The sequence below is a fragment of the Thermomonospora umbrina genome, assembly GCF_003386555.1.
Lineage (GTDB): Bacteria > Actinomycetota > Actinomycetes > Streptosporangiales > Streptosporangiaceae > Thermomonospora > Thermomonospora umbrina.
This window is the reverse complement of sequence record NZ_QTTT01000001.1, coordinates 2,285,829-2,307,166: the sequence shown is the minus strand read 5'-3', so window position 1 is coordinate 2,307,166 and position 21,338 is coordinate 2,285,829. Positions and strand designations below refer to the sequence as shown.

Annotated in this window: 16 protein-coding genes; 8 read left to right on the top strand and 8 right to left on the bottom strand. The window is 71.5% G+C overall.

The window, feature by feature from the left end; translation table 11 throughout:
- Positions 1–13: 13 nt before the first annotated feature.
- Positions 14–382 carry a nuclear transport factor 2 family protein gene (locus DFJ69_RS10080; protein ID WP_116022236.1) on the bottom strand — a complete coding sequence of 123 codons (369 nt, stop codon included), beginning with the start codon at positions 380–382 and terminating at the stop codon, positions 14–16.
- Positions 383–631: 249 nt separating this feature from the next.
- Here DFJ69_RS10080 and DFJ69_RS10075 point away from each other — a divergent pair, with 249 nt between their 5' ends.
- The 3 genes from DFJ69_RS10075 to DFJ69_RS10065 all read left to right on the top strand — a co-directional run bounded on the left by DFJ69_RS10075 (position 632) and on the right by DFJ69_RS10065 (position 5,036).
- Positions 632–1,351, top strand: coding sequence for a response regulator transcription factor (locus DFJ69_RS10075; RefSeq protein WP_245974727.1), 720 nt, complete (start codon positions 632–634; stop codon positions 1,349–1,351).
- A 170-nt stretch (positions 1,352–1,521) separates the two neighbouring features.
- Positions 1,522–3,018, top strand: a complete 1,497-nt coding sequence (locus DFJ69_RS10070) for a sensor histidine kinase (protein WP_281275830.1) — start codon at positions 1,522–1,524, stop codon at positions 3,016–3,018.
- Positions 3,019–4,268: 1,250 nt separating this feature from the next.
- Positions 4,269–5,036 carry a S1C family serine protease gene (locus DFJ69_RS10065; RefSeq protein ID WP_245974218.1) on the top strand — a complete coding sequence of 256 codons (768 nt, stop codon included), beginning with the start codon at positions 4,269–4,271 and terminating at the stop codon, positions 5,034–5,036.
- A gap of 1,037 nt (positions 5,037–6,073) precedes the next feature.
- Here DFJ69_RS10065 and arfB read toward each other — a convergent pair.
- The 3 genes from arfB to DFJ69_RS10050 all read right to left on the bottom strand — a co-directional run bounded on the left by arfB (position 6,074) and on the right by DFJ69_RS10050 (position 8,406).
- Positions 6,074–6,505, bottom strand: a complete 432-nt coding sequence (gene arfB / locus DFJ69_RS10060) for an alternative ribosome rescue aminoacyl-tRNA hydrolase ArfB (protein WP_116022232.1) — start codon at positions 6,503–6,505, stop codon at positions 6,074–6,076.
- A 108-nt stretch (positions 6,506–6,613) separates the two neighbouring features.
- Positions 6,614–7,150, bottom strand: a complete 537-nt coding sequence (gene def / locus DFJ69_RS10055; RefSeq protein WP_116022231.1) for a peptide deformylase — start codon at positions 7,148–7,150, stop codon at positions 6,614–6,616.
- Positions 7,151–7,197: 47 nt separating this feature from the next.
- A complete protein-coding gene (locus DFJ69_RS10050; protein ID WP_211328571.1) occupies positions 7,198–8,406 on the bottom strand; it encodes a DivIVA domain-containing protein in 1,209 nt (402 codons plus the stop codon).
- A 464-nt stretch (positions 8,407–8,870) separates the two neighbouring features.
- Between DFJ69_RS10050 and DFJ69_RS10045 the strand changes: the two genes are divergently transcribed.
- The 5 genes from DFJ69_RS10045 to DFJ69_RS10025 all read left to right on the top strand — a co-directional run bounded on the left by DFJ69_RS10045 (position 8,871) and on the right by DFJ69_RS10025 (position 17,077).
- Positions 8,871–9,401, top strand: coding sequence for a gamma carbonic anhydrase family protein (locus tag DFJ69_RS10045; protein ID WP_116022230.1), 531 nt, complete (start codon positions 8,871–8,873; stop codon positions 9,399–9,401).
- 397 nt (positions 9,402–9,798) lie between these two features.
- Entirely contained in the window at positions 9,799–14,502 is a 4,704-nt protein-coding gene (locus DFJ69_RS10040; RefSeq protein ID WP_116022229.1) for an AAA family ATPase, read from the top strand.
- A 159-nt stretch (positions 14,503–14,661) separates the two neighbouring features.
- Entirely contained in the window at positions 14,662–14,850 is a 189-nt protein-coding gene (locus DFJ69_RS10035; RefSeq protein WP_245974216.1) for a hypothetical protein, read from the top strand.
- A gap of 452 nt (positions 14,851–15,302) precedes the next feature.
- Positions 15,303–15,920, top strand: coding sequence for a DUF47 domain-containing protein (locus tag DFJ69_RS10030; protein ID WP_116022227.1), 618 nt, complete (start codon positions 15,303–15,305; stop codon positions 15,918–15,920).
- Positions 15,917–17,077, top strand: coding sequence for an inorganic phosphate transporter (locus DFJ69_RS10025; RefSeq protein ID WP_116022226.1), 1,161 nt, complete (start codon positions 15,917–15,919; stop codon positions 17,075–17,077). Before DFJ69_RS10030 ends, DFJ69_RS10025 begins: the two co-directional genes overlap by 4 nt.
- Before the next feature lie 246 nt (positions 17,078–17,323).
- On the opposite strand, the gene pstB is transcribed toward DFJ69_RS10025, so the two are convergent.
- The 4 genes from pstB to pstS all read right to left on the bottom strand — a co-directional run bounded on the left by pstB (position 17,324) and on the right by pstS (position 21,234).
- Positions 17,324–18,100: a phosphate ABC transporter ATP-binding protein PstB gene (gene pstB / locus DFJ69_RS10020; RefSeq protein WP_116022225.1), complete on the bottom strand. Its 777-nt coding sequence runs from the start codon at positions 18,098–18,100 to the stop codon at positions 17,324–17,326.
- 43 nt (positions 18,101–18,143) lie between these two features.
- Positions 18,144–19,049 carry a phosphate ABC transporter permease PstA gene (gene pstA, locus DFJ69_RS10015; protein WP_342769850.1) on the bottom strand — a complete coding sequence of 302 codons (906 nt, stop codon included), beginning with the start codon at positions 19,047–19,049 and terminating at the stop codon, positions 18,144–18,146.
- A complete protein-coding gene (pstC, locus tag DFJ69_RS10010; RefSeq protein ID WP_116026527.1) occupies positions 19,046–19,963 on the bottom strand; it encodes a phosphate ABC transporter permease subunit PstC in 918 nt (305 codons plus the stop codon). The genes pstA and pstC overlap by 4 nt, the downstream gene beginning before the upstream one ends.
- A gap of 164 nt (positions 19,964–20,127) precedes the next feature.
- On the bottom strand, positions 20,128–21,234 hold the full coding sequence (gene pstS, locus DFJ69_RS10005; RefSeq protein ID WP_116022224.1) for a phosphate ABC transporter substrate-binding protein PstS: 1,107 nt from the start codon (positions 21,232–21,234) through the stop codon (positions 20,128–20,130).
- Positions 21,235–21,338 lie beyond the last annotated feature (104 nt).

Here is a 21,338-nt window from a genome sequence, read left to right as displayed (position 1 = left end):
GCCCGGTGGGGGATCAGATGCCCGCCGGCACCTTGTCGAGAAAGCCGAGGACCTGCCTGATCAGGCCGTCCTCGCCGACGACGGCGACGTCGAAGCCGATCACCAGCGGCTCCGCGCCCTCGGGGCCGAGGTGCCAGGTGAACCGGGCGATGTCGTGGTGCGCGTCGACCGGCCCGCCCAGGCTGAACCGCAGCCCGCCGAACTGCCCTTGGACGGCCCCGATGGTGGCGTCCAGCCCGTCGCGCCCCCGAACCGCCACCAGCGGGTCGATGTAGGACGCGTCGTCGGCGAACACCTCGGCGACCAGGGCCCGCCGCGCCACGGGGTCGGTCTCGTTCCAGGCGGCGATGTAGCGCTCCACCAGCTCGTTCGTGTCGTTCATGTCCGTCTCCCTCGTGATCGCTTCCGGTGATCACAAAGCTAGGCGGGCGGGAGTGATGGGGATTCCGTCGCGCTTAGGTATTGGTGACTGAAATGTCGCCACGGCAGGGCGGCGGTGCATCCCCGTGCCTCGCGTGGGCATCCAGGAAGTCTCAGGTTCCTTTCAGCAAACATTCAGGTTCACAGGCCATCCTGGTGAGGACGGATGGGGGGCAGGCCAGTGAACGAGCAGACATCGCCGACGGCACCCGTGTCGACACGGCCCTCCCCGGACGGAGCGGGGGCCCGTCTGTTGGTGGTCGAGGACGACCCCAACATCCTGGAGCTGCTGGCGGGCAGCCTCCGCTTCGCCGGGTTCGACGTGGTCACCGCGACCACCGGGGCCCTGGCGGTGGAGGCCGCGCGACGGCACCGGCCCGACCTCATCGTGCTCGACGTGATGCTGCCCGACTTCGACGGCTTCTCCGTCGTCCGACGCCTGCGCTCGGGCGGCACCCACACCCCGGTGCTGTTCCTGACCGCCCGCGACGCCGTCGAGGACCGCATCACCGGGCTCACCATCGGCGGTGACGACTATGTCACCAAGCCGTTCAGCCTGGAGGAGGTCATCGCCCGCATCCAGGCCGTCCTCCGCCGCGCCAAGGCCGGCGTGCCCGACCCGTCGCCCCGCATCGCCTTCGCCGACATCGAGCTCGACGAGGACGGCCACGAGGTCTGGCGCGCCGGCCGCGCCATCGCCCTGTCGCCCACGGAGTTCAAGCTGCTGCGCTACTTCATGGCCAACGCCGGCCGGGTGCTCTCCAAGGCCCAGATCCTCGACCACGTCTGGAACTACGACTTCCGCGGAGACGCCGGGATCGTCGAGTCCTACGTCTCGGCACTGCGCCGCAAGGTCGACAACACCGAGCCCCGGCTCATCCACACGCTACGAGGCGTCGGCTACGTCCTGCGCCTCCCCCCGGGCGCATGACCACGCCCCCCGGCCCCGAGCCCGAGCCCCAGGGCACCGGCCCTGCGGTGGGCTTTCACGGCGCGGTGTTCGCGGCTCCCGGTGGGGGGAGTGGTCGTGTGGGGCATGCGGGTGAGTCTCCGTGGCATACGGGCGTTCACCCTGAGCACGCGGCCGGCTCTCAGGGGCCGGTGAGCGTTCCGCCTCGGGGTGGCCGGGGGCGGCTGCGGGCGCTGTCCGGGCGCACCCCGCTGCGGGTCAAGATGATCGCCGCCGTGCTGATGCTGGTGGCGGTGGGTCTGACGGCCATCAGCGTGGCCGGGGTGTCCGTGCTGCGGGGCTATCTGGTGGACCGCGCCGACGGGCAGTTGCGGGACACCGCCGAGCGCATCGCCGAGCAGCTCGGGCAGCAGCCGCCGCTCGGTCCGGTCGAGTTGCGCGTCCCCGCCGACATGTACGGCGACATCCGGACGTCCACCGGCACCATCAGGGACTCCGCCGACGCGCAGGGGATCACCGGGGCCCCCCGTCTCCCCGATGACCTCGACGGCCGGCGCGGCAGCCCGTTCACCGTGCCCGGCACCGGGTCGGAGTCGTCGTGGCGGGTGCTGGTGATCCCGCTCGACGACGGCGGCAGCGTCGTCGTGGGTGTCAGCCTGGGGGAGGCCGACCGCACGGTCAGCCGTCTGATCGCCATCGACCTGCTGGTCGGCTTCGCGGTGCTGATGGTGCTGGCGGGTGTCGGCGTCTGGGTGGTGAGGGTCAGCCTGCGCCCCCTCGCCGCCATCGAGGAGACGGCGGGCGCCATCGCGGCCGGCGACCTGTCCCGGCGGGTGCCGCCCGCCGACTTCCGGACCGAGGTCGGGCGGCTCGGCGGCTCCCTCAACGGCATGCTCGCCCAGATCGAGTCGGCGTTCCGCGCCCGGGAGGCGTCCGAGAGCACCGCCCGCGAGTCGGAACGACGGATGCGCCGCTTCGTCGCCGACGCGGGCCACGAGCTGCGCACCCCGCTGACCGCCATCCGTGGCTTCGCGGAGCTCTACCGCCAGGGGGCCGCCCGTTCCCCTCTCGAACTCGACCTCCTGATCCGCCGCATCGAGGACGCCGCCGCCCGCATGGGCCTGCTCGTCGAGGACCTCCTGCTGCTGGCCCGTCTCGACCGACAACGCCCCATCGACCGCCGTCCGGTCGACCTGCTGGCGGTGGCCGCCGACGCCGTCCAAGAGGCCCGCGTCCTCGCCCCCGACCGCCCCCTTGACCTCATCGTCGACGGCGGCCTGGCCTACCAGGTGCTGGGCGACGAACCCCGCCTGCGCCAGATCCTGGCCAACCTGTTGAGCAACGCGGTCACCCACACCCCCGACGGCGTCCCGGTGAAGGTACGCCTGCGTCCCGGCACTCCCGCCGAGAGCCGGCTTCTTGAGGCACGCGGCGCGCCGCCCGGTATCCCCACGGTGGTCTGTGACGTCGCCGACGAGGGTCCCGGCCTCACGAGAGAGCAGGCCGACCGCGTTTTCGAACGCTTCTACCGCGTCGACGACTCCCGCAGCCGCGAGGACGGTGGCACGGGCTTGGGCCTGGCCATCGTGGCCGCCTTGGTGGCCGCCCACGGCGGTACGGTCCAGGTCGACTCCTCCCCGGGCGAGGGCTCCATCTTCCGCGTCATCCTTCCTTTGGCCCCGGACTAGGCCCGCCGAGGAGCCGCCCGTTAGGCGGGCCCCACCGTGCCGTGGGGCCTGGCACCGAGAGGGGCCTCCGTGGACGGGGGAGTCGTCGGTCGCTGACCGCTTGTCGGCTCCGCGAGTGTGAGATTTGTGCCCCTGTACCGGGCCATGGAGCAGGGACAGCCGAGGTTGCGGGGCCGTCCTTTCCAATCACGGCCGGCCTCCGAAAGGCCAGGGGATCGGTTCTCGATGACCGCAGGTCGGCACTCCGAACGAAGGCCCGCCCCGTTCGCTGCTGCGGTGTGGCCGGCTTCCCGCTGTTCCCGGGGGGCATGCGGACTCTCCCTGTCGGATCAGCGCGCCGAGCGGCCATGCCGACGTGTCCCGCAGATCTACGCATGGGCGTCACCGAACGAGCGTGGACGGCCCTTCTCACATTCAGCAGACTTTCAGCTTCGTTCCAGGGTCACTGCAGGCCGCCGGCCGACTCTCAAGGTGTGAGAGACGAGCCGGGGGTACCCATGGACAACGAACACCACGACGAGACCCACACCACGGGCTCATGGCCGCAGCACCACAGCGACGACGCACCGATGCCGCCCTCCCTCATGGGCGGGTTCGACGAGCGAGCGGAGCAGCAGGGGCCGCGCGTGGCGCATTCCGCCCAGGACCTGCCGCCGCACCATGAGACAGGGCATCCGTCATCCCCACCGGAGACCCTCCACCCCCAGAGCCCACCGCCCTGGCAGCCCCAGGCATCCTCGGCTCAGGACCCTCGCCAGCCGCAGGCCTTCTCGGCTCAGGGTCCGGAGTCTCGCCAGCCGCAGGCATCCTGGCCTCAGGGTCCGGGTCCTCGTCAGCAGCAGGCAGCCTCTGCTCAGGGCCAGGAGCCTCGCCAGGCGCAGGCAGCCTCGGCGCAAGGCCCGGAGCCTCATCACCCGCAGGCGGCCTCTGCTCAGGGCCAGGAGCCTCGCCGGCCGCAGGCCCACGCCATGAATGAGCAGTCCCCGCAACGGTCCGCCCCGCAGCCGCCCCCTCTGAACGCACCCGAAATGCGGCAGCCGTGGTCCTACGGCTCTCCGCAGCAGCAGCACGGCGGGTACCTGCCCTGGCAGTCACCCGAGGGTCAAGGGCATCCCCACGGGGGCCCCGCCTACCCTCACTCCTCTTCGCAGCCACTTCCACACCCTGCGATAGGTGCCGGCCCCCCGGAGCGATCCCGAGGATGGTCATGGGCACCGCGACGCACGCTGGTCGCGGCCGCCGCCCTCCTGGTGCTCGCGCTGGGCGCCGGCGGTGTCGGTGCGGCCGGGGCGGTGGCGCTGTCGAACGATGCGCCGTCCTCGACCGGGACGACGGGAGCGGCCCCGGTCGCCGCCGGCAAGGGGGCGACCGCCCAGATCGCGGCGGCCGTCCGGCCGAGCGTGGTGTCGATCAGCGCCCGAACGAACGCCGGCTCCAGCGGGGGCTCGGGTGTCGTGCTGCGACCCGACGGCACGATCATCACCAACGCCCATGTGGTCAACGGCGCCGACCAGGTACAGGTCAAGTTCAGCGACGGTAAGACGGCCACGGCCGACGTGCTCGGCGTGGACACCGCCCACGACATCGCCGTCATCAAGGCCGCCGGAGTCTCCGGCCTGAAGGCCGCCTCGATCGGTGACAGCAGCGCGCTGGCCGTCGGCGACCCCGTACTGGCCATGGGCAGCCCCCTCGGCCTGGACGGCTCGGTCACCGCCGGCATCGTCAGCGCCCTCGGCCGCACCCTCGAAGAGAAGGCCCCGAACGACCAGGGCCTGCCCCCCGGCTTCGGCCAAGGCGTACGGCAGCAGCAGAGCACGATCCAGAACGCCATCCAGACCGACGCGGCCATCAACCCCGGAAACTCCGGCGGCGCCCTCGTCAACACGTCCGGTCAGCTTGTCGGCATCAACACCGCCATAGCCACCACCGGCCAGGGCAACGGCAATATCGGAGTCGGCTTCGCCATCCCCATCCGCGACGCCATGAAGTCCGCCAACCAGATCATCGCCGCCTCCTAAGACCCCCACCCTTCCTCGCCCCCGCCGGCCCCCTGGCGGGGGCCGCCCGTCTCCTCAGCCCTCCCCCTCTCCTCGCCCGGAGACCACCCCTGACGGACACCGCCCGTCTCCTGACCCTCCGGGGCGTCACCCACAACAAGACCACGAGTTTCCGGTCACAACCTCGTGTCGCCCTGAGGCTGGGCGTCGCCCCTTCTCGGCCCGGGGGCCAACACTCGTCGGCCGCTCGTCTCCTGGCCCATCCACCCCTTCTCGCCCGGGGCCCAGTCCTGGCGGGGCGGTCCGTCTCCCGGGCCCTTCGCTTTCTCGCCCGGGCCGAGTCGTGGCGGGGCCGTCGGTCTCCCGGGCCATTCGCCTTGTCGCCCCGGGCCCAGTTCTGGCGGCGCCGTCGGTCTCCTGAGGCCCTTCGTCTTCTCGCCCGGGGCCGAGTCGTGGTGGGGCGGTCGGTCTCCCGGGCCCTTCGTCTTCTCGCCTCGGGGCCCAGTCCCGGCGGGGCCGTCGGTCTCCTGAGCCCTTCGTCTTCTCGCCTTGGGGCCCGGTCGTGGTGGGGCGGTCGGTCTCCTGAGGCCCTTCGTCTTCTCGCCCGGGGCCGAGTCGTGGTGGGGCGGTCGGTCTCCTGAGGCCCTTCGTCTTCTCGCCTCGGGGCCCAGTCCCGGCGGGGCCGTCGGTCTCCTGAGCCCTTCGTCTTCTCGCCTTGGGGCCCGGTCGTGGTGGGGCGGTCGGTCTCCTGAGGCCCTTCGTCTTCTCGCCCGGGGCCGAGTCGTGGTGGGGCGGTCGGTCTCCCGGGCCCTTCGTCTTCTCGCCCCGGGGCCCAGTCCTGGCGGAGCCGTCCGTCTCCTGAGTCCGCCGTCTTCTCGCCCCGGGGACCACCCCTGGGGGCCGCCCGTATCCGCGCTCCAGAGCGAGTGCTTCGCCCGAGGCCCTTGAGCGCAGGCGGTGCGTTATCGCGGTGGTGATGGTGCGTGGTTGCCGTTCGAGGTCAGCCTGAGCGGGGTGTGCGGTCCGGCGCTTGGCCTCGTGGGTGCGGGGTGTTCGGGTCAGTCCGAGCGCCAGCGGCTGGAGCGGCCGCGCTTGACGTCGCTGCGGCGGCGCTTGTTCTCCAGCCGGCGTTCGTGGACGCGGCGGCTGGGCTTGGTGGGGCGGCGGAGCTTGGGGGGAGGGGCGGTGGCCTCCGCCAGTAGCGCGGAGAGCCGTACGCGGGCGGCGTCGCGGTTGCGCTGTTGGGAGCGGTACTCCTCGGCCCGAATGGTGAGCACGCCGGCGGAAAGGCGGTTCGCCAGGCGTTCCAGGGCGCGACGTTTGAGCGGCTCGGGCAGGGAGGGGGAGGCGGCCACGTCGAAGGACAGCTCGGCGGCGGTGGAGCTGGTGTTCACATGCTGTCCGCCGGGGCCCGAGGACCTGGAGAAACGCCAACGGAGCTCGGACTCCGGGATGGAGACCGAGCCGCGGACGTGGATCGTGGCGGACATGCCCCGATTATCGCCGGACGGCAGGGGTCGTGTCGCCATCTTTTCGGCGCGCTCTCGGCCGTCCCGGGGAAGCCGAACGATCTGTTCGGCCGCTCCCCGCACCGGCGGTCAGGACCAGCCGGCGGAGCGGATGGCGCGCATGGCGTCGCGCCGGGTGTCGCCCTTGAGGAAGTCGATGTAGACGCCTCCCCGCAGGTGGGACGCCTCGTGCTGGAGACAGCGGGCGAAATAGCCGGTGCCCTCGACGCGCACGGGCTCGTTGTCGGCGTCCACGCCCTCGACGACGGCGTGGGCGAAGCGGGGGGTGGCGAAGTTCAGGCCGGGGATCGACAGGCAGCCCTCGGTGTCGGTGACGACATCGCCGTCCTCGGCCACGACGAGCGGGTTGATCACATGGCCGACGTGTCGACGACCCTCGTCGTCATTGCAGTCGTACACGAAGATCTGCAGCGAGACGCCGATCTGATTGGCCGCCAGACCCACGCCCTCGGCGGCGTACATCGAGGCGAACATGTCGTCGATGAGCCGCTTGAGGCTCGTGTCGAAGGTCCGTACGGGGTCGCACTCGGTGCGCAGCACGGGGTCTCCGAGCCGTCGGATCGGCCGCACGGTGCCGCGGCCCTTCGCCGAGGGGATGGTGGTCACGAGTCAAGCCTAGCGACCGTCCTGTCGCCCCTCGGCACCCATCCGCCTCACCGGGAACGCCCGACGCCGCCGTTGATGCAGGCCCGCGGCGGGGGCGGAGACGGGTTCGCCCCCGCCGCAGGGGTGTGCGGCGGGGGCGTCCGACGGTGGAGGTTCCGACTCCGGTACGACCTGGGGGGGCTGTCAGATGTCGTCCGTTCCCGCGGAGGGGGACTGGGGGGCGACGGGGCGGATGGGGGGACGTCCGAGGTGCTCGGCTTGTCGTCCACGGACTTCCCGGGGGCGGGGACCGGCGCGGGCGCCGGGGCCGGGGCCGGGGCCGCCTCGAGGGGGCGGGGCGGGTCGGCCGGACGGGGCGCATCGGCCGGGCGGGTGGGGGACGGCGCGGGGGTCGCCGCGGGGGTCGCCGGGGCGGTGGCCGCGGGCGTGGTGGCGTGCTTGGCGGTGGTCGCGTGCTTGGCCGTCGGGACCGACTTGATCGGGGCGGCGGGAGCGGACGCGGGCGGGGTGGCGGGCGCGGACTTGCGGGCGGGGGACATGGCGGAGGCGACCGCGTCGTCCACCATCTTCTCCAGGGGTCCGGCCTCGTTCTCGGTGCGCAGCAGGCCGTTCAGGGTCTCGCTGATCTCGGTGAGGCGCTGGAGGGCCTGGGTGTGGTTGCGCGTCAGGTGGGTGAGGCGCTGGGTGGCGCCATCGTTGATCACGCTGGCGCGGCGCTCGGCGGCCGTCAGGGTCCGCTCGGCCTCCAGACGGGCGCCGGTGACCGTCTGCTCGGCCTCCTGCTTGGCGGCCGTCAGGATGGACTCGGACTCCTTCTTGGCGGTGGACAGGACCTGGCCGGCCTTGTCCTGGGCCTCGGCGACGTCCTTGCCGGCGGCCTCGCGGGCCTCGGCGATGATCCGCTGGGACTCGCTCTCGGCGCTCTTGCGGATCTGGACGCCCTTGGCCTCCGCCTCGGAGAGCTTGTCGCTGGCCTCGTCCTCGGCCAGGTTGATGATCTGGCGGAGGCGTTCGCTCAGGTCGTCGCCGGTGGGCTTGCGGGCCTCCCGGACCTCGGCCATCTCGCGGCGGATCCGCTCCACGTCGTCGTGGGCCCGGGCGAGCCGGGCCTCGAGGTCGCGGACCTGGTTCTGATGCTTGATCTTCAGCTCGCGGAGGCGGTCCTCCACCTGGCGGCGGTTGAACCCGCGCATCACGATCTCGAACTCCTCCTCGTCGCGGAGGAGGTTCGGGACAATCTCAGCTTCGTTGCTCATGGGCCTAAGGGGGTCGTTGGCGGGGCGTGCCCCGTCAGGGGGTCGGAGTCAACGTCGGGCGGGCACGGGGTGGAGGCCCGCTGTCGGAACCTGTACTAGCACAGAGACGTCAGGTGTCGACTCTTGCCCCGCCGGTACCACTCGCGCAACCGGAATGCCCGTTCTCGCTGCGATTTCTTCGCGAGGGCGGGTTCCGGGGCCGGTCCGGAGCATGGACTTCCGTGCCGGTTCGCGGGACGGGGCAACCCCCGGACGCCCGAATGACGTCTTTCTCCAGGGGGTCCCGTCGCGTCGTCGAGGCAGAACGCCGGCCGAGATGCCGTCCCTTCCGCACCCTGTCCACACGGGATAGGCATCCGCCAGGCATTGCGGTACGCGACGGGGCTACCTCCCGATTTCGTACGGCGCTCGTACGCCGGACGCCGTTTCCAAGGGCTCGGGGCGGGTTCCGTACGATCGCCGACATGAGCTACGTGGGGTCTTTGGGAGCCGATGAGCCGCGCATCCACGCCGAGGCGTGGGTCGCGCCCGGTGCCGTGGTGGTCGGCAGGGTGACGCTGGGACGGGCGTCGAGCGTCTGGTACGGGTCGGTGCTGCGCGGTGACGACGAGGACATCATCGTCGGCGACGAGTGCAACATCCAGGATCTGAGCTGTCTGCACGCCGATCCCGGGACGCCCGCCGTACTGGAGGACCGGGTGAGCCTGGGGCACAAGGCGATGGTGCACGGGGCGCACGTGGAGACCGGATCGCTGATCGGGATCGGCGCCATCGTGTTGAACGGGGCCCGGATCGGCGCGGGCACCCTGATCGCCGCCGGTGCGGTGGTCGGGCCCGGCAAGCAGATCCCCTCCGGGGTCCTGGTGGCGGGGGTGCCGGGCAAGATCGTCCGTGAGCTCAACGACGGTGACCGTCTCGTTCTCGCGCACACCTCCGGCGTGTACGTCGAGAAGGCGCGCCGCCACCGCACCGCCACCTGGCATTCGACGGGCTGAGCGCTCCGGCCTTGGTGACCGCGGGTGCCGCGTGCCGAAGCTCCTTGGTACGGAACGGTTCTGAGGGGCTGTTCTCGACGGACTGCGTTGGTTCGGTCCCGAGCGTGGTGGGTCGGTGAGCGGGTTTTCGGGGGTCTTGGGGTGGGCTGACCTGCAACGGAGTGTTTTGGTGGGGCGGTCGGGGGAGTGCGTTACGTCGTGGCGGAACTAACATGACCTCGTGGTGTGGGGACCGGGATACGGCGCTCCGCCCCCGGTAGGGCAGGGTCCGACACCTCAACCTCCGATAGGTCAGGACCCGTTCACGGCGGCAGAGCACGACACGAGAGCCATGGTGTCCGCCGGTTGGTGGCCATCGGCGGCTCCGCAGCAGCGCCAGCACGCGATCGCGGGGCGCATGCTCGTGCTGCCCGACGGCACGTGGTGGCTCTTCGGCGCGTGGGCGCGGTGGTACCGGCTGCACCCCTCGGACGGGCAGTGGTACCTGTGCCCGCCGCCGCAGAACCCGGCGACCCGGATGGCGGCGCGGCCGGCCCAGCAGGCGGGGCAGGTCCCGGTGCTGCCGCCGCACGTGCTGCCCGCCGGTCCGGACTTCTCGTTCCAGCCGTCGCCGCCGTTGCCGTTCGTGAAGCGGGGCTTCTCGTCGGAGATCACCGCCCGGGTGCGCGCCACCATCGAGCAGGCCGCGGCGCTGCCGGTCGCGGACTACCCCCACTGGTGGGCGCTGTTCTCCTCGGAGACCCCCAGCACGGTCGCGGTGACCTGGGGCGTGATGCTGTGGTGCGCGTCGGCCCCCGTGTTCGACTCCAAGCTCGACGCGCACATGCTCGACCTGTGGACGCCGTACCGCGCCAAGCCCCTGCCGACGGTGGACGGGCCCCGCTGGCTCACCCCGCCGCCCCTTGAGGCGCTCGTCGGCCTGTACGCCGAACGACTTCGGGCCAGCCGGGTGGACGCCGCCGTGTCGGTGCTGCGAACGATCTGGGCGATGGCCGGGGCGCTGCGCGACGACCCTCGGTTCCAGGCCCGTGCGGACGCGTTGCAGGCGATCCTGGGCACCACGCTGAGCAACCCGCAGATCGACTATGGGGCCCTGCCGTACGGGGATCAGGCGCTCGTCCAACAGTGGCTGACCCGGTGCCCCGCGAATCTGGCCCCGGCGCTGCGGCATGAGAGTTCTCCGGGGGACAACGTCCGGCACGCCTACTACGAGTTGGCCGAGGCCGTCGTCCCGGTCGCCGGCGAGCCCTCCGACCCCGGTTACATCGAGCCCCGCCTGGTCGCCGCCGCGCTGATGGCGGCGGACCTGGCCAAGGTGCGCCAGGACGTGGCGGGCAAGATCGTTCCGTGGCTGGACCCCGAGATCCGCTACACCGTCCAGGCGGTCCACGGCCAGGCCGGCCATCCGCTGCGCCGGCTGTGGCCCGAGGACGCCCGGCTGCCCGAACCGCTCCGGAGCAACCTCGCCGCCTCCGAGGACGCCGCCGAACAACTCCTGGCCGCCGCCTACGGCGTCGACCTGGCGTGGTGCCGGCTGGTCGGCATCCCGGCACGGCCCCGCGGCTTTCCGGTCCCCACCGCCGTCCTGGCGGAGATCATCGGCCCCACCCGCGCCCGCGCCGCCGTGACGGCCGCACCCATGACCCCTCCCCCCGGGGTCTCCCAACCGCTCCAGCGGCCAGGCGCCCCGGGGCAGCCCGGAGTGCCCGGCCGGCCGGGCGCCTTCGGCCAACCGGGAACGCCCGGACCGGCGGGCCGGCCCGACCAGTTCGGAGGCTTCGGCCAGGACCCTGGCGCCGTCCCCGGTCAGCCCGGCGCCCCCGGCTGGTCCGGCGACGCCGGCTCGGGCGCACCTGGGGCTCCCGGCATCCCGGGCCAACCCGATGTCTTCGGCCAACCCGGCGCCCACGGCCGGCCGGGCTTTCCGGGCGCGCCGGAGGGCTTTGGTCAGCCGGGGATTCCGGGTCAGCCCGGTGTTGCCGGTGGGCCCGAGGGTTTCGGGCAGCCGGGTGGGCAGGGCCAGTCCGGCATTCCAGGTCAACCAGGGGCCGCGGGCGCGCCGGAAGGTTTCGGCCAGCCGGGGTTTCCGGGTGGCCCGGATGGTTTCGGTCAGCCGGGAGCCGCGGGACAGCCCGGCGTCGCCGGGCAGCCCGGGCTGCCGGGACATCCCAATGCACAGGGTCAGTCGGGGGTTGCGGGCGCGTCGGAGGGTTTCGGTCAGCCGGGTGTGCACGGTCAGCCGGGGATCCCGGGTCAGCCGGGAGTCGCGGGCGCGCCGGAGGGCTTTGGTCAGCCGGGGATTCCGGGTCAGCCCGGCGTTGCCGGTGGGCCCGAGGGTTTCGGGCAGCCGGGTGGGCAGGGCCAATCGGGCATTCCGGGTCAGCCCGGTGTTGCGGGCGCGCCGGAGGGCTTTGGTCAGCCGGGTGTGCACGGTCAGCCGGGGTTTCCGGGTCAGCCCGGTGTTGCGGGTGGGCCCGACGGGTTCGGTCAGCCGGGTGTCGCGGGCCAGCCGGGTGTCGCGGGTCAGCCCGGTGTGCACGGGCAGCCCGGGGTTCCGGGGCAGGCGGGGTATCTCGGAGGGCACGGTTCGGAGCAGGGGGGTCTTCCCGGGGCTCCGGGGGTTCCGGGGTTCGGGGACCCCGGGGGGGTTGGGCGGCGGGGGGAGGCCGGGCAGCCGTTCATGCAGGCGCCCGCTCAGCCGCCGGTGCCGGAGGCGTTCCCCGGGGCGGTGTCGTCCGGCGAGCCGTTGACGGGGGAGGAAGAGCAGGACGACAACTTCGCGGTGCCGTACACCCAGCTCGGCTTCATGCGCCCGGGTGGGCAGCAACAGCAACCGCAGCAGCAACAGTGGAACCCCCCGGCCGGCAACCAGGGCTCGCCGTACGAGGCGGCGTCCCAGCAGCCGGCCGTCGAGCCCGGAGCGCACTGGAACGTCCAGCCCCCCGGCCAGGATCCGGCTGCGGGCTTCGCTCATGGGGCGCAACCGGGGCAAAGTGACGCTCACGACGGCGCGCCTTGGGGCCCACAGGGCCCCCAGAGCCCTCAAGACGCTCAGAGCCACCAGGGCCACCAAGGGCCCGCCCAGGGCGGTGCAGGAGCGGTCCAAGGCCCCCACGGTGCCCCTCAGGCCCCGCAAGGGGCCGCGCAGAGTCCCCACGCCGGCCACGACCTCGGTGACCCCCTGGCGACCCGCATCGAGGGCGGGCCAGGTGGGCAGCGGTCCGCGAATCCGCCCGGCACGCGGATCCTCGGGCCCGACGCCCTCGACGACGAGGACCGCCCCGCCCATGGCCCGCCCGTGCCGCCCGCCCCGCCCGTTCAGGGGAGGCCGCAGCCGGGGGGCGCCGCCGGGCCCGGGACGCGGATCATGTCCGAGACCATGATCGGCGGCTTCGACTTCCTCAACGACGCCCCGATGCCCGCGCAGCCGGTGGAGGAGATCGCCCCGCCGCCCGAGCGCGCCGAACGTCGGGTCACCGAGCGGTACGGGATCAGCTTCGTGTCCGGGTCGGAGGACGTCACCGCCCTGCTCGACGAGCTCCGCGCCCATCCCGCCTGGTCCGGCGACGGGGAGGACGTGGAGGCCACCCGGGTCGACGGCCGGCCGGGGGCGGGCACGCCGCCGAGCGTCCTGCTGGTCGGCAGTCCGCACACGGGGCAGCGGAGGCTGGCCCGGATGATCGCGCTGGCGTTGGCCGAGGCGGGGATCGGCGACGGCGCGATCCGTACGGCCGACGCGTCCGACGTCCGGGGCGCGCCGCCGGAGCACCTGGCCTCCGTGCTGGAGCCGGGCGGCCCGACGCTGCTGTTCGAACGGCTCGACGCGGCGGTGCTGGAGGCGGTGGACCCGGAGGCGATGATCCGGGTGGTCCGTTCGGTGCGGAGCCGTCCGGGCCAGACGACCCTGATCGCGACCTGTGAGCCGCGGCACTTCAAGCGGCTGTCGCAGGACCATCCCAAGCTCATCGACATGTTCCGCACGTACCGGCTGCCGGACCTGACGCGGGCGCCGACCCGGATGACGCTGCTGTACCTGCTGGCCGAGGAGCGCCGGGTCACCCTCGGCGGCGACGCGATGGCGGTCGCCGAGCAGGATCTGGAACGGCTGCGCGGCCCCGGCGACCTGGTGAACGCCCGGCTGGTGGAGGCGTACCTGGACCAGGCGTGCCAGCGGCACCTCGACCGGGCCGGAGCGGCGCAGAACCGGCTGGTGCTCGCCGCCCAGGACTTCTCCGGGATCGCCGAGGCGATCGAGCCGGCGCTGCGGCCGCCCGGTGACATCGACGGCTACCTGACCCGGCTCGACGCGCTGATGGGGCTGGAGGACGTCAAGGACGCGGTGGAGGAGCTCGTCTCCGAGGCGGAGGTGGCGGCCGAACGCGCCCGGCACGGGGTGGGTTCGGGCGGGCAGGGCGGGCACCTGCTGTTCCTCGGGCCGCCGGGGACGGGGAAGACCACGGTGGCCGGCCTGGTCGGCGGCATCTACGCGGCGCTGGGCCTGCTGGACTCCGGGCACGTGGTGGCCTGCCGTCCCGTTCACCTGGCGGGCCGCGACGCGGTCGACACCGAGAACCGGGTCGCCGGAATGGTCGAGCAGGCGATGGGGGGAGTGCTCCTCATCCAGGAGGCGTACCGGCTGGACCGCTCGCCGGCGGTGGTCACCGAGCTGCTGCGGCAGTTGGACGAGCACCCCGACCGGTTGCTGGTGGTGTGCACGAGTCCGGTGGCCGAGATGGAGGGGTTCCTGGCGGGCAACCGCGCGTTCAAGGCCCGGTTCGGCCGGACGCTGGAGTTCACCGGGCTGGACGACCGGCGGCTCGTCCAGTTGTTCCAGGGCTACGCCGAGCGTGACCTTTACCTGTTGGACGAGGAGCTGCGGGTCGAGCTGCTGGCGCGGTTCGCCCGGATGCGGGAGGACCCGGCGTTCGCGTACGCCCGCACCGCGCGGCAGATGTTCGACCAGACGGTGGCGCGGCAGGCGGCCCGGCTCGCCGGGGCGGACGTCAACGCCGCGACCGTGGCCCGGCTGACCGTCCGTGACCTGCCCGAGAGCGCTCTGGAGCAGATGCTCGGCAACCTCCACCCCGACCAGCGGTACTGACGCGGCCCCTCCGCGGGGCCCGTTCCGGATCACCCTCCCGCGTCGGAGGAGCCCCCTCGTACGGGTGGGTACCGAATGGTCCTCTTGGGTCATGTGCGCCGCGCCGCCCGGAGCGTAGCCTCGGCTATGGGTGTGGGGAATCGAACGGAGGTGGACGCGGTGCGCCAGCATCATCATCTCGACCTGCGCGTCCACGACCGTGTCGCGCTGGACGAGATCGAGCTGTACTCCGAGATCCTGAGCGCGGTGGCCTCGGCGGAGCGCCCGCTGACCACCGACGAGATCGACATGGCGCTCGGGGTTCGTCCTGAGGACGTGACCGGTCGTTGCGAGCTGACGCCACAGTAGGTGGTGCTTCCGGCAGGCCGGGGTGGGTTCTCCCGAAGGGCCGCGCCCCGGCCGTCCGTGTGCCCGGGTCCGTTGACGTCCTCCCCGCCCGGAACGGGTCGCGACACGGCGTCGTTCACCGGGATTTCTCCCGTCTGTAACCAATCTCACTGGCCGTGGCCGCCGTTCTCCGATGCCCCCTGCCCGTATGACCTCCCCGGGCGCCGGCGGCGCTCGTTCCGAGCGGGGAAACACGGCGATGGACGGCGCGACCGGCCGTCACGCCGGGTATGCGACACCTTGCGGGGCTTTGGGGCATAGGGTGCGCATCGCGGGTGTGCGAGGTGTGAACTCGGGCAACCTTGAAGGTGAGGGGTCGGGGGCGGGCGGTCGAAGAACGGGAGAAGGTTCTTTTTCCGGCTGGTAACGCCTACGATCCTCTGCGGATTGTTCCGGCACATCAGGAGTACGACGTGCGACTGCGTCTCACGCCGCGTGAGGACAGCTTCTACGACATGTTCGCGGACTCCGCGAACAACCTGGTCACGGCGGCCAGGCTGCTCGTGGAGCTCATCAGCGACGGCGCCGACCGGGAAGCGATCGCGGAGAAGATGCGTGCCTGCGAGCACGCGGGTGACGAGTGCACCCACGCGATCATGCACCGGCTGAACGAAACGTTCATCACCCCGTTCGACCGGGAGGACATCTACCGACTGGCCTCCCGGGTCGACGACGTGATGGACGAGATGGAGGAGGCGGCCGACCTCGTCGTGCTCTACAAGATCGACCAGTTCCCCAAGGACATCGTCAAGCAGGTCGAGGTGCTCGAACGGGCGGCCGAGCTGACCGCCGAGGCGATGCCCCGACTGCGCTCCATGAAGGAGCTCAACGAGTACTGGATCGAGATCAACCGGCTGGAGAACCAGGGCGACCAGATCTACCGGCGGCTGCTGGCCCACCTGTTCGGCGGGGAGTACGACGCGCTGACGGTGATGAAGCTCAAGGAGGTCATCGACCGTCTGGAGGAGGCCGCCGACGCCTTCGAGCAGGTCGCCAACACGATCGAGACCATCGCGGTCAAGGAATCATGAGCGAGGCAGGCGAGCACGGAGCCGTGCTCACCCGCCCCACCCCCCAGGAGCCGCCGCCGCTGGGCGAACAGGCCCGACGGGTGCCGGGCAAGGCGTGGCTCGGGCTGCTCGGTCTGGTGCTGCTGGTCATCCTGGGCGGGGTGGTCGGGCTGCGTTCCGACGCCCAGACCGCGGTGCTGGTGCTGGTCGTGGTGGTCGCGCTGGTCTTCGACTACACCAACGGGTTCCACGACGCGGCCAACGCCATCGCCACCTCGGTGTCCACCCGGGCGTTGACACCCCGGGCGGCGCTGCTGATGGCCGCGGTGATGAACCTGCTCGGCGCGCTGCTCGGCGTCGAGGTCGCCAAGACCGTCAGCGAGGTGATCACGCCCCCGACCGGGCTGCACGGGCTCACGGTGGTGGCCGCCGGGGTGCTCGGCGCGATCACCTGGAACCTGATCACCTGGTACTTCGGGCTGCCCTCCTCGTCCTCGCACGCGCTGATCGGCGGCGTGGTGGGCGCGGGTCTGGCCTCGGCCTCCTCGGTGAGCTGGGACAAGGTCGTCGACAAGGTCGCCATTCCGATGGTGGTGTCCCCGGTCGTCGGGTTCTGCCTGGCCTACCTGGTGATGGTGGCGCTGCTGTGGACCTTCCGCCGGGCCAACCCGCGCAAGGTCGGCCGCCGATTCCGGATCGCGCAGTCGCTGTCGGCGGCGTCGATGGCGCTCGGCCACGGCCTGCAGGACGCCCAGAAGACCATGGGCATCATCGTCCTGGCGCTGATCACCACCGGGCACCAGACCGAGGACGACGGGGTGCCGCTGTGGGTGATCCTGGCCTGCGCGACCGTGCTGTCCCTGGGCACGTACGCGGGCGGCTGGCGCATCATGCGCACCCTGGGCCGCAAGGTGATCGAGCTGGACCCGCCCAAGGGCTTCGCCGCGGAGGCGACCGCCTCGACCATCCTGTACGCGGCGGCGTACATCTGGCACGCTCCAATCTCCACCACCCACACGATCACGTCCTGCATCATGGGCGTCGGCGCCACCAAGCGCCTGTCGGCCGTCCGCTGGGGCGTGGCGGGCAACATCATGATGGCCTGGGTGCTCACCATGCCGATGGCGGGCCTGGTCGCCGCCGTCGTCTACTGGACGGTCCACCTCTTCGGAGGTTGAACGTGCTTATGGCCTCGCTGCGCTCGGCGGCTCGCGCGCTTTCAGCGCGTGGTCTTCCCTCGTCACCTTCAAGATCGCTCGTTCCTCGCGATCTTGAAGCCTCCTCAGTCCAGACCACGCGCGCGCGCTCGCGGCTGCGCCGGCTGGTGGAGGGGCCCTCGGCCCCCGCTCGCCGCCGAGCGCAGCGAGGCCATGAACACGTGCCGGGCACCCCCCGAGGGTGCCCGGCACGTGGTCCGTGGGGCCTCAGCCGAAGCGGCCGGTGATGTAGTCCTCGGTGGCCTTCTCGCCGGGGTTGGTGAAGATCTTGCTGGTGTCGTCGATCTCGATCAGCTTGCCCGGCTTGCCGGTGCCGGCGATGTTGAAGAACGCGGTGCGGTCGCTGACCCGGGCGGCCTGCTGCATGTTGTGGGTCACGATCACGATCGTGTACTGGCTCTTCAACTCCGCGATCAGGTCCTCGATGGCCAGCGTGGAGATCGGGTCCAGGGCCGAGCAGGGCTCGTCCATCAGCAGGACCTGGGGCTCGACCGCGATGGCCCGGGCGATGCACAGCCGCTGCTGCTGCCCGCCGGACAGCCCGGCGCCGGGCCGGGCGAGCCGGTCCTTGACCTCGTTCCACAGGTTGGCGCCGCGCAGCGAGCGCTCGACGATCTCGTCGAGCCGGCCCTTGCGGCGCACGCCGTTGAGCTTGAGCCCGGCGGCCACGTTGTCGTAGATCGACATGGTGGGGAACGGGTTGGGGCGCTGGAACACCATGCCGACCACCCGTCGCACGGCGACCGGGTCGACGTCGTCCCCGTACAGGTCCTCGTCGTCCAGCATCACCTTGCCCTGGACACGGGCCCCCGGGATCACCTCGTGCATCCGGTTGAGGGTGCGCAGGAACGTGGACTTGCCGCAGCCGGAGGGCCCGATGAACGCGGTCACGGAACGGGGCTCCACCGTCATCGAGATGTCCTCGATGGCGTGGACGGCACCGTAGTACGCGTGCAGTCCGGAGACCTCGATGCGCTTGGCCATGTGAAGGTTCTCTCCTATCGGATGGTGCTGGGTCGAGACCGGGTCACCGGCGGGCCGGCCGGCGGAGCCACGCGATGAGCCGCGCGGCCAGGTTGAGCAGCATGATCAGCAGGATCAGCGTGAGCGCCCCGGTCCAGGCCCGGTCGATGGCGGTCGAGTTGGGGTCGGCGGCCTGATCCCAGATGAACGTCGGCAGCGCCCCCTGCGGCCCCTCGAACGGGTTCTCGTTGATCGACTTGGTGACGAAGATCGTCAGCAGCAGTGGGGCCGTCTCGCCCATGACCCGGGCGACCGCCAGCATCACGCCGGTGATGATCCCGGTGAGCGCGGTGGGCAGGACCACGAAGCAGATGGTCCGCCAGCGCGGCACGCCGAGCGCGAAGGACGCCTCGCGCAGGTCGTTCGGGACCAGCTTGAGCATCTCCTCGGTGGCCCGGACGACGGTCGGCATCATCAGGATCGCCAGCGCCAGCGAGCCCGCGAAACCGGAGTAGCTGAACCCGAAGGTCAGCAGCCACAGCGCCAGGATGAACAGGCCCGCCACGATGGACGGGATGCCGGTCATGACGTCCACGCAGAAGCTGATGGCCTTCGCCAGCCGCTTCCCCCGCCCGTACTCGACCAGGTAGATGGCGGTGAGCACGGCGATCGGCACGGCGATCGCCGTGGTGATCGCGACCTGCTCGAGGGTGCCCAGGATGGCGTGGTACGCCCCGCCGCCCTCGTCCCGTCCGGCCACCCCGTTCATGGACTTGCTGAAGAAGTCGCCGTCGAAGCGGGCCATGCCCTTGGTGATGACCAGCCACAGCACCGACACCAGCGGGATCATCGCCAGCACGAAGGACAGGTAGACCAGGCCCTGCACGGCCCGGTCGGTGAGCTTGCGGCGGGGCGAGACCGAGCCGAGGGTGCTCGCCGAGGGCTTCTTGGCGGATCCGATGGCGGTCACACGAACTCCTTGCGGCGGGCCACGATGGCGCGGGCGCCCATGTTGACGACGAGGGTGATGGCGAACAGCACCAGACCGGAGGCGATCAGCGCGCCCTGGCTGATCGGGGTGACCTCCGCGTAGCTGTTGGCGATGTTGCCGGCGATGGTGCCGCCGCCGTCCCGCAGCACGTGCAGGGAGATCCCGGCCGCCGAGGACAGCACCATGGCCACCGCGATCGTCTCGCCCATCGCCCGGCCCAGCCCGAGCATCGCGGCGCTGATCATGCCGGAGCGGCCGAACGGCAGGACCGCGATCCGGATGGTCTCCCAGCGGGTCGCGCCCAGCGCCAGCGCCGCCTCGACGTTGGCCGTCGGCACCTGGGCGAACACCTCGCGCGAGATGGACGAGATGATCGGCAGGATCATGATCGCCAGCACCACGGAGGCGGTGAAGATGGACCGGCCGCCGACGCTGTCGCCGCCGAACAGCGGGATCCAGCCGAAGTAGTCGTTGAGGAACTGCGAGACGTCGTCCATCTTCGTGACCAGGAACGTCAGGCCCCACAGCCCGTACACGATGCTGGGCACGGCGGCCAGCAGGTCCACCACGTACGACAGCCCGGCCGCCAGCCTGCGGGGGGCGTAGAACGTGGTGAACAGGGCGATGCCGATCGCGACCGGGGTCGCCATGATCAGCGCCAGGAACGACGACATCACGGTGCCGAAGGCCAACTGCGCGATGCCGAACTCCGGCGGGCGGCCGTTGGGGTTCCACACCTGCGAGGTGAGGAAGTTGGCCTCGTTCGCCTGCAGCGCGTCGATCGCCTTCCAGATCAGGAACGCGCCGATCGACACGATGATGACGAGCAGCAGGATCCCCGATCCGCGGGTGCCGAGCACGAACAGCCTGTCACCGAACCGTCCGGTGCTCATCGACCGTCGGGTGCCACCGGATGCGCCGCCGACGCGGGCCTGCTTGTCGACGCCCAGGTCGCTGGTCACGAAGACTCCTTATTCGAGGGGGTGTACCGGAACCCGGACGAGCCCCGCCACCGACGGGCGGTCGGTGACGGGGCTGCCAGGGCGCCTGCGGGAGATCAGGAGAGGGTTCCCACGGAGGCCTGGACCTTGGTCAGGACACTGGCCGGGAGCGGCGCGTAACCGATGCCCTTCAGCGCGTTCTGGCCCTCCGCGCTGGAGGTGTAGGTCAGGAAGGACTTGACGAACTTGGCCTGGTCGGCCGGCAGCCCCTTCTGGCAGGCGATCTCGTAGGTCACCAGGACGATCGGGTAGGCCCCGGGCGCCTTGGTCTTGTAGTCCAGCTCCATCGCGAGGTCGCCGCCGGTGCCGACGATCTTGGCGCCGTCGAGGGCCTTGGAGGCGCTGTCGGCCGAGAGGGCCACGTACTCGCCGCCACCGTTCTGGATCTTGGCGGTGGACAGCTTGTTGTTCTCGGCGTACGACATCTCGACGTAGGAGATGGAGCCCGTGGTCTGCTTGACCACGGTGGTGACGCCGTCGGACTTGGTGGCGCCCTGGCCGCCCTTGGCGGGCCACTTCTTCTCCGGCTCCCACTTCCACACGTCGGGGGCGGTGGCCTGGAGGAACTTGGTGAAGTTCTCGGTGGTGCCGGACTCGTCGGCGCGGTACACCGGCTTGATGTCGGTGGCGGGCAGCGTGGCGCCCGAGTTCTCCTTGGCGATGGCCGGATCGTTCCACTTCTTGATCTGGCCCGCGAAGATGCTCGCCAACGTCTTGGGCGAGAGCTGGAGGTCGGTCAGACCGTCCACGTTGTAGACCACCGCGACCGGGCCGACGACCATCGGCAGGTTCAGCGCCGGGTTGCCCTGGCACCGCGTCTTGGCCGGACCGGCCTCCTCCGGGTCCAGCGCGGAGTCGGAGCCGGCGAAGGCGACCTGGCCCTGCGTGAACGCCTGGATGCCCGCACCCGAACCGGCGGGGTTGTAGTTCAGGTTGGCGCCGCTGCAGGCGGACGAGTAGAACTTGGTCCACTCCTCGATGGCGTTCTTCTGCGCGCTCGATCCGGCGGCGTTCACCGTGCCGGTGGCGCAGTCGAGGCCGGCCTTCGGGGCCTTGGATGCGTCAGTGGGGTTGGTGTTGTCGTCGGAGCCGCAAGCCGACAGGGCGAGTGCGCCGGCGACCACCACGCCACTGAGGGCGGCAAGCCGAGAGCCGTTCTTCACCGGGGATTCTCCTCATAGTCGTTATCCGGTGCATCCCCGTGATCGGTCGAGGGGTCGGGGTCACCGTCGCAGGTGACGCTAAGCAAAGCAGGTGACCAGCCACC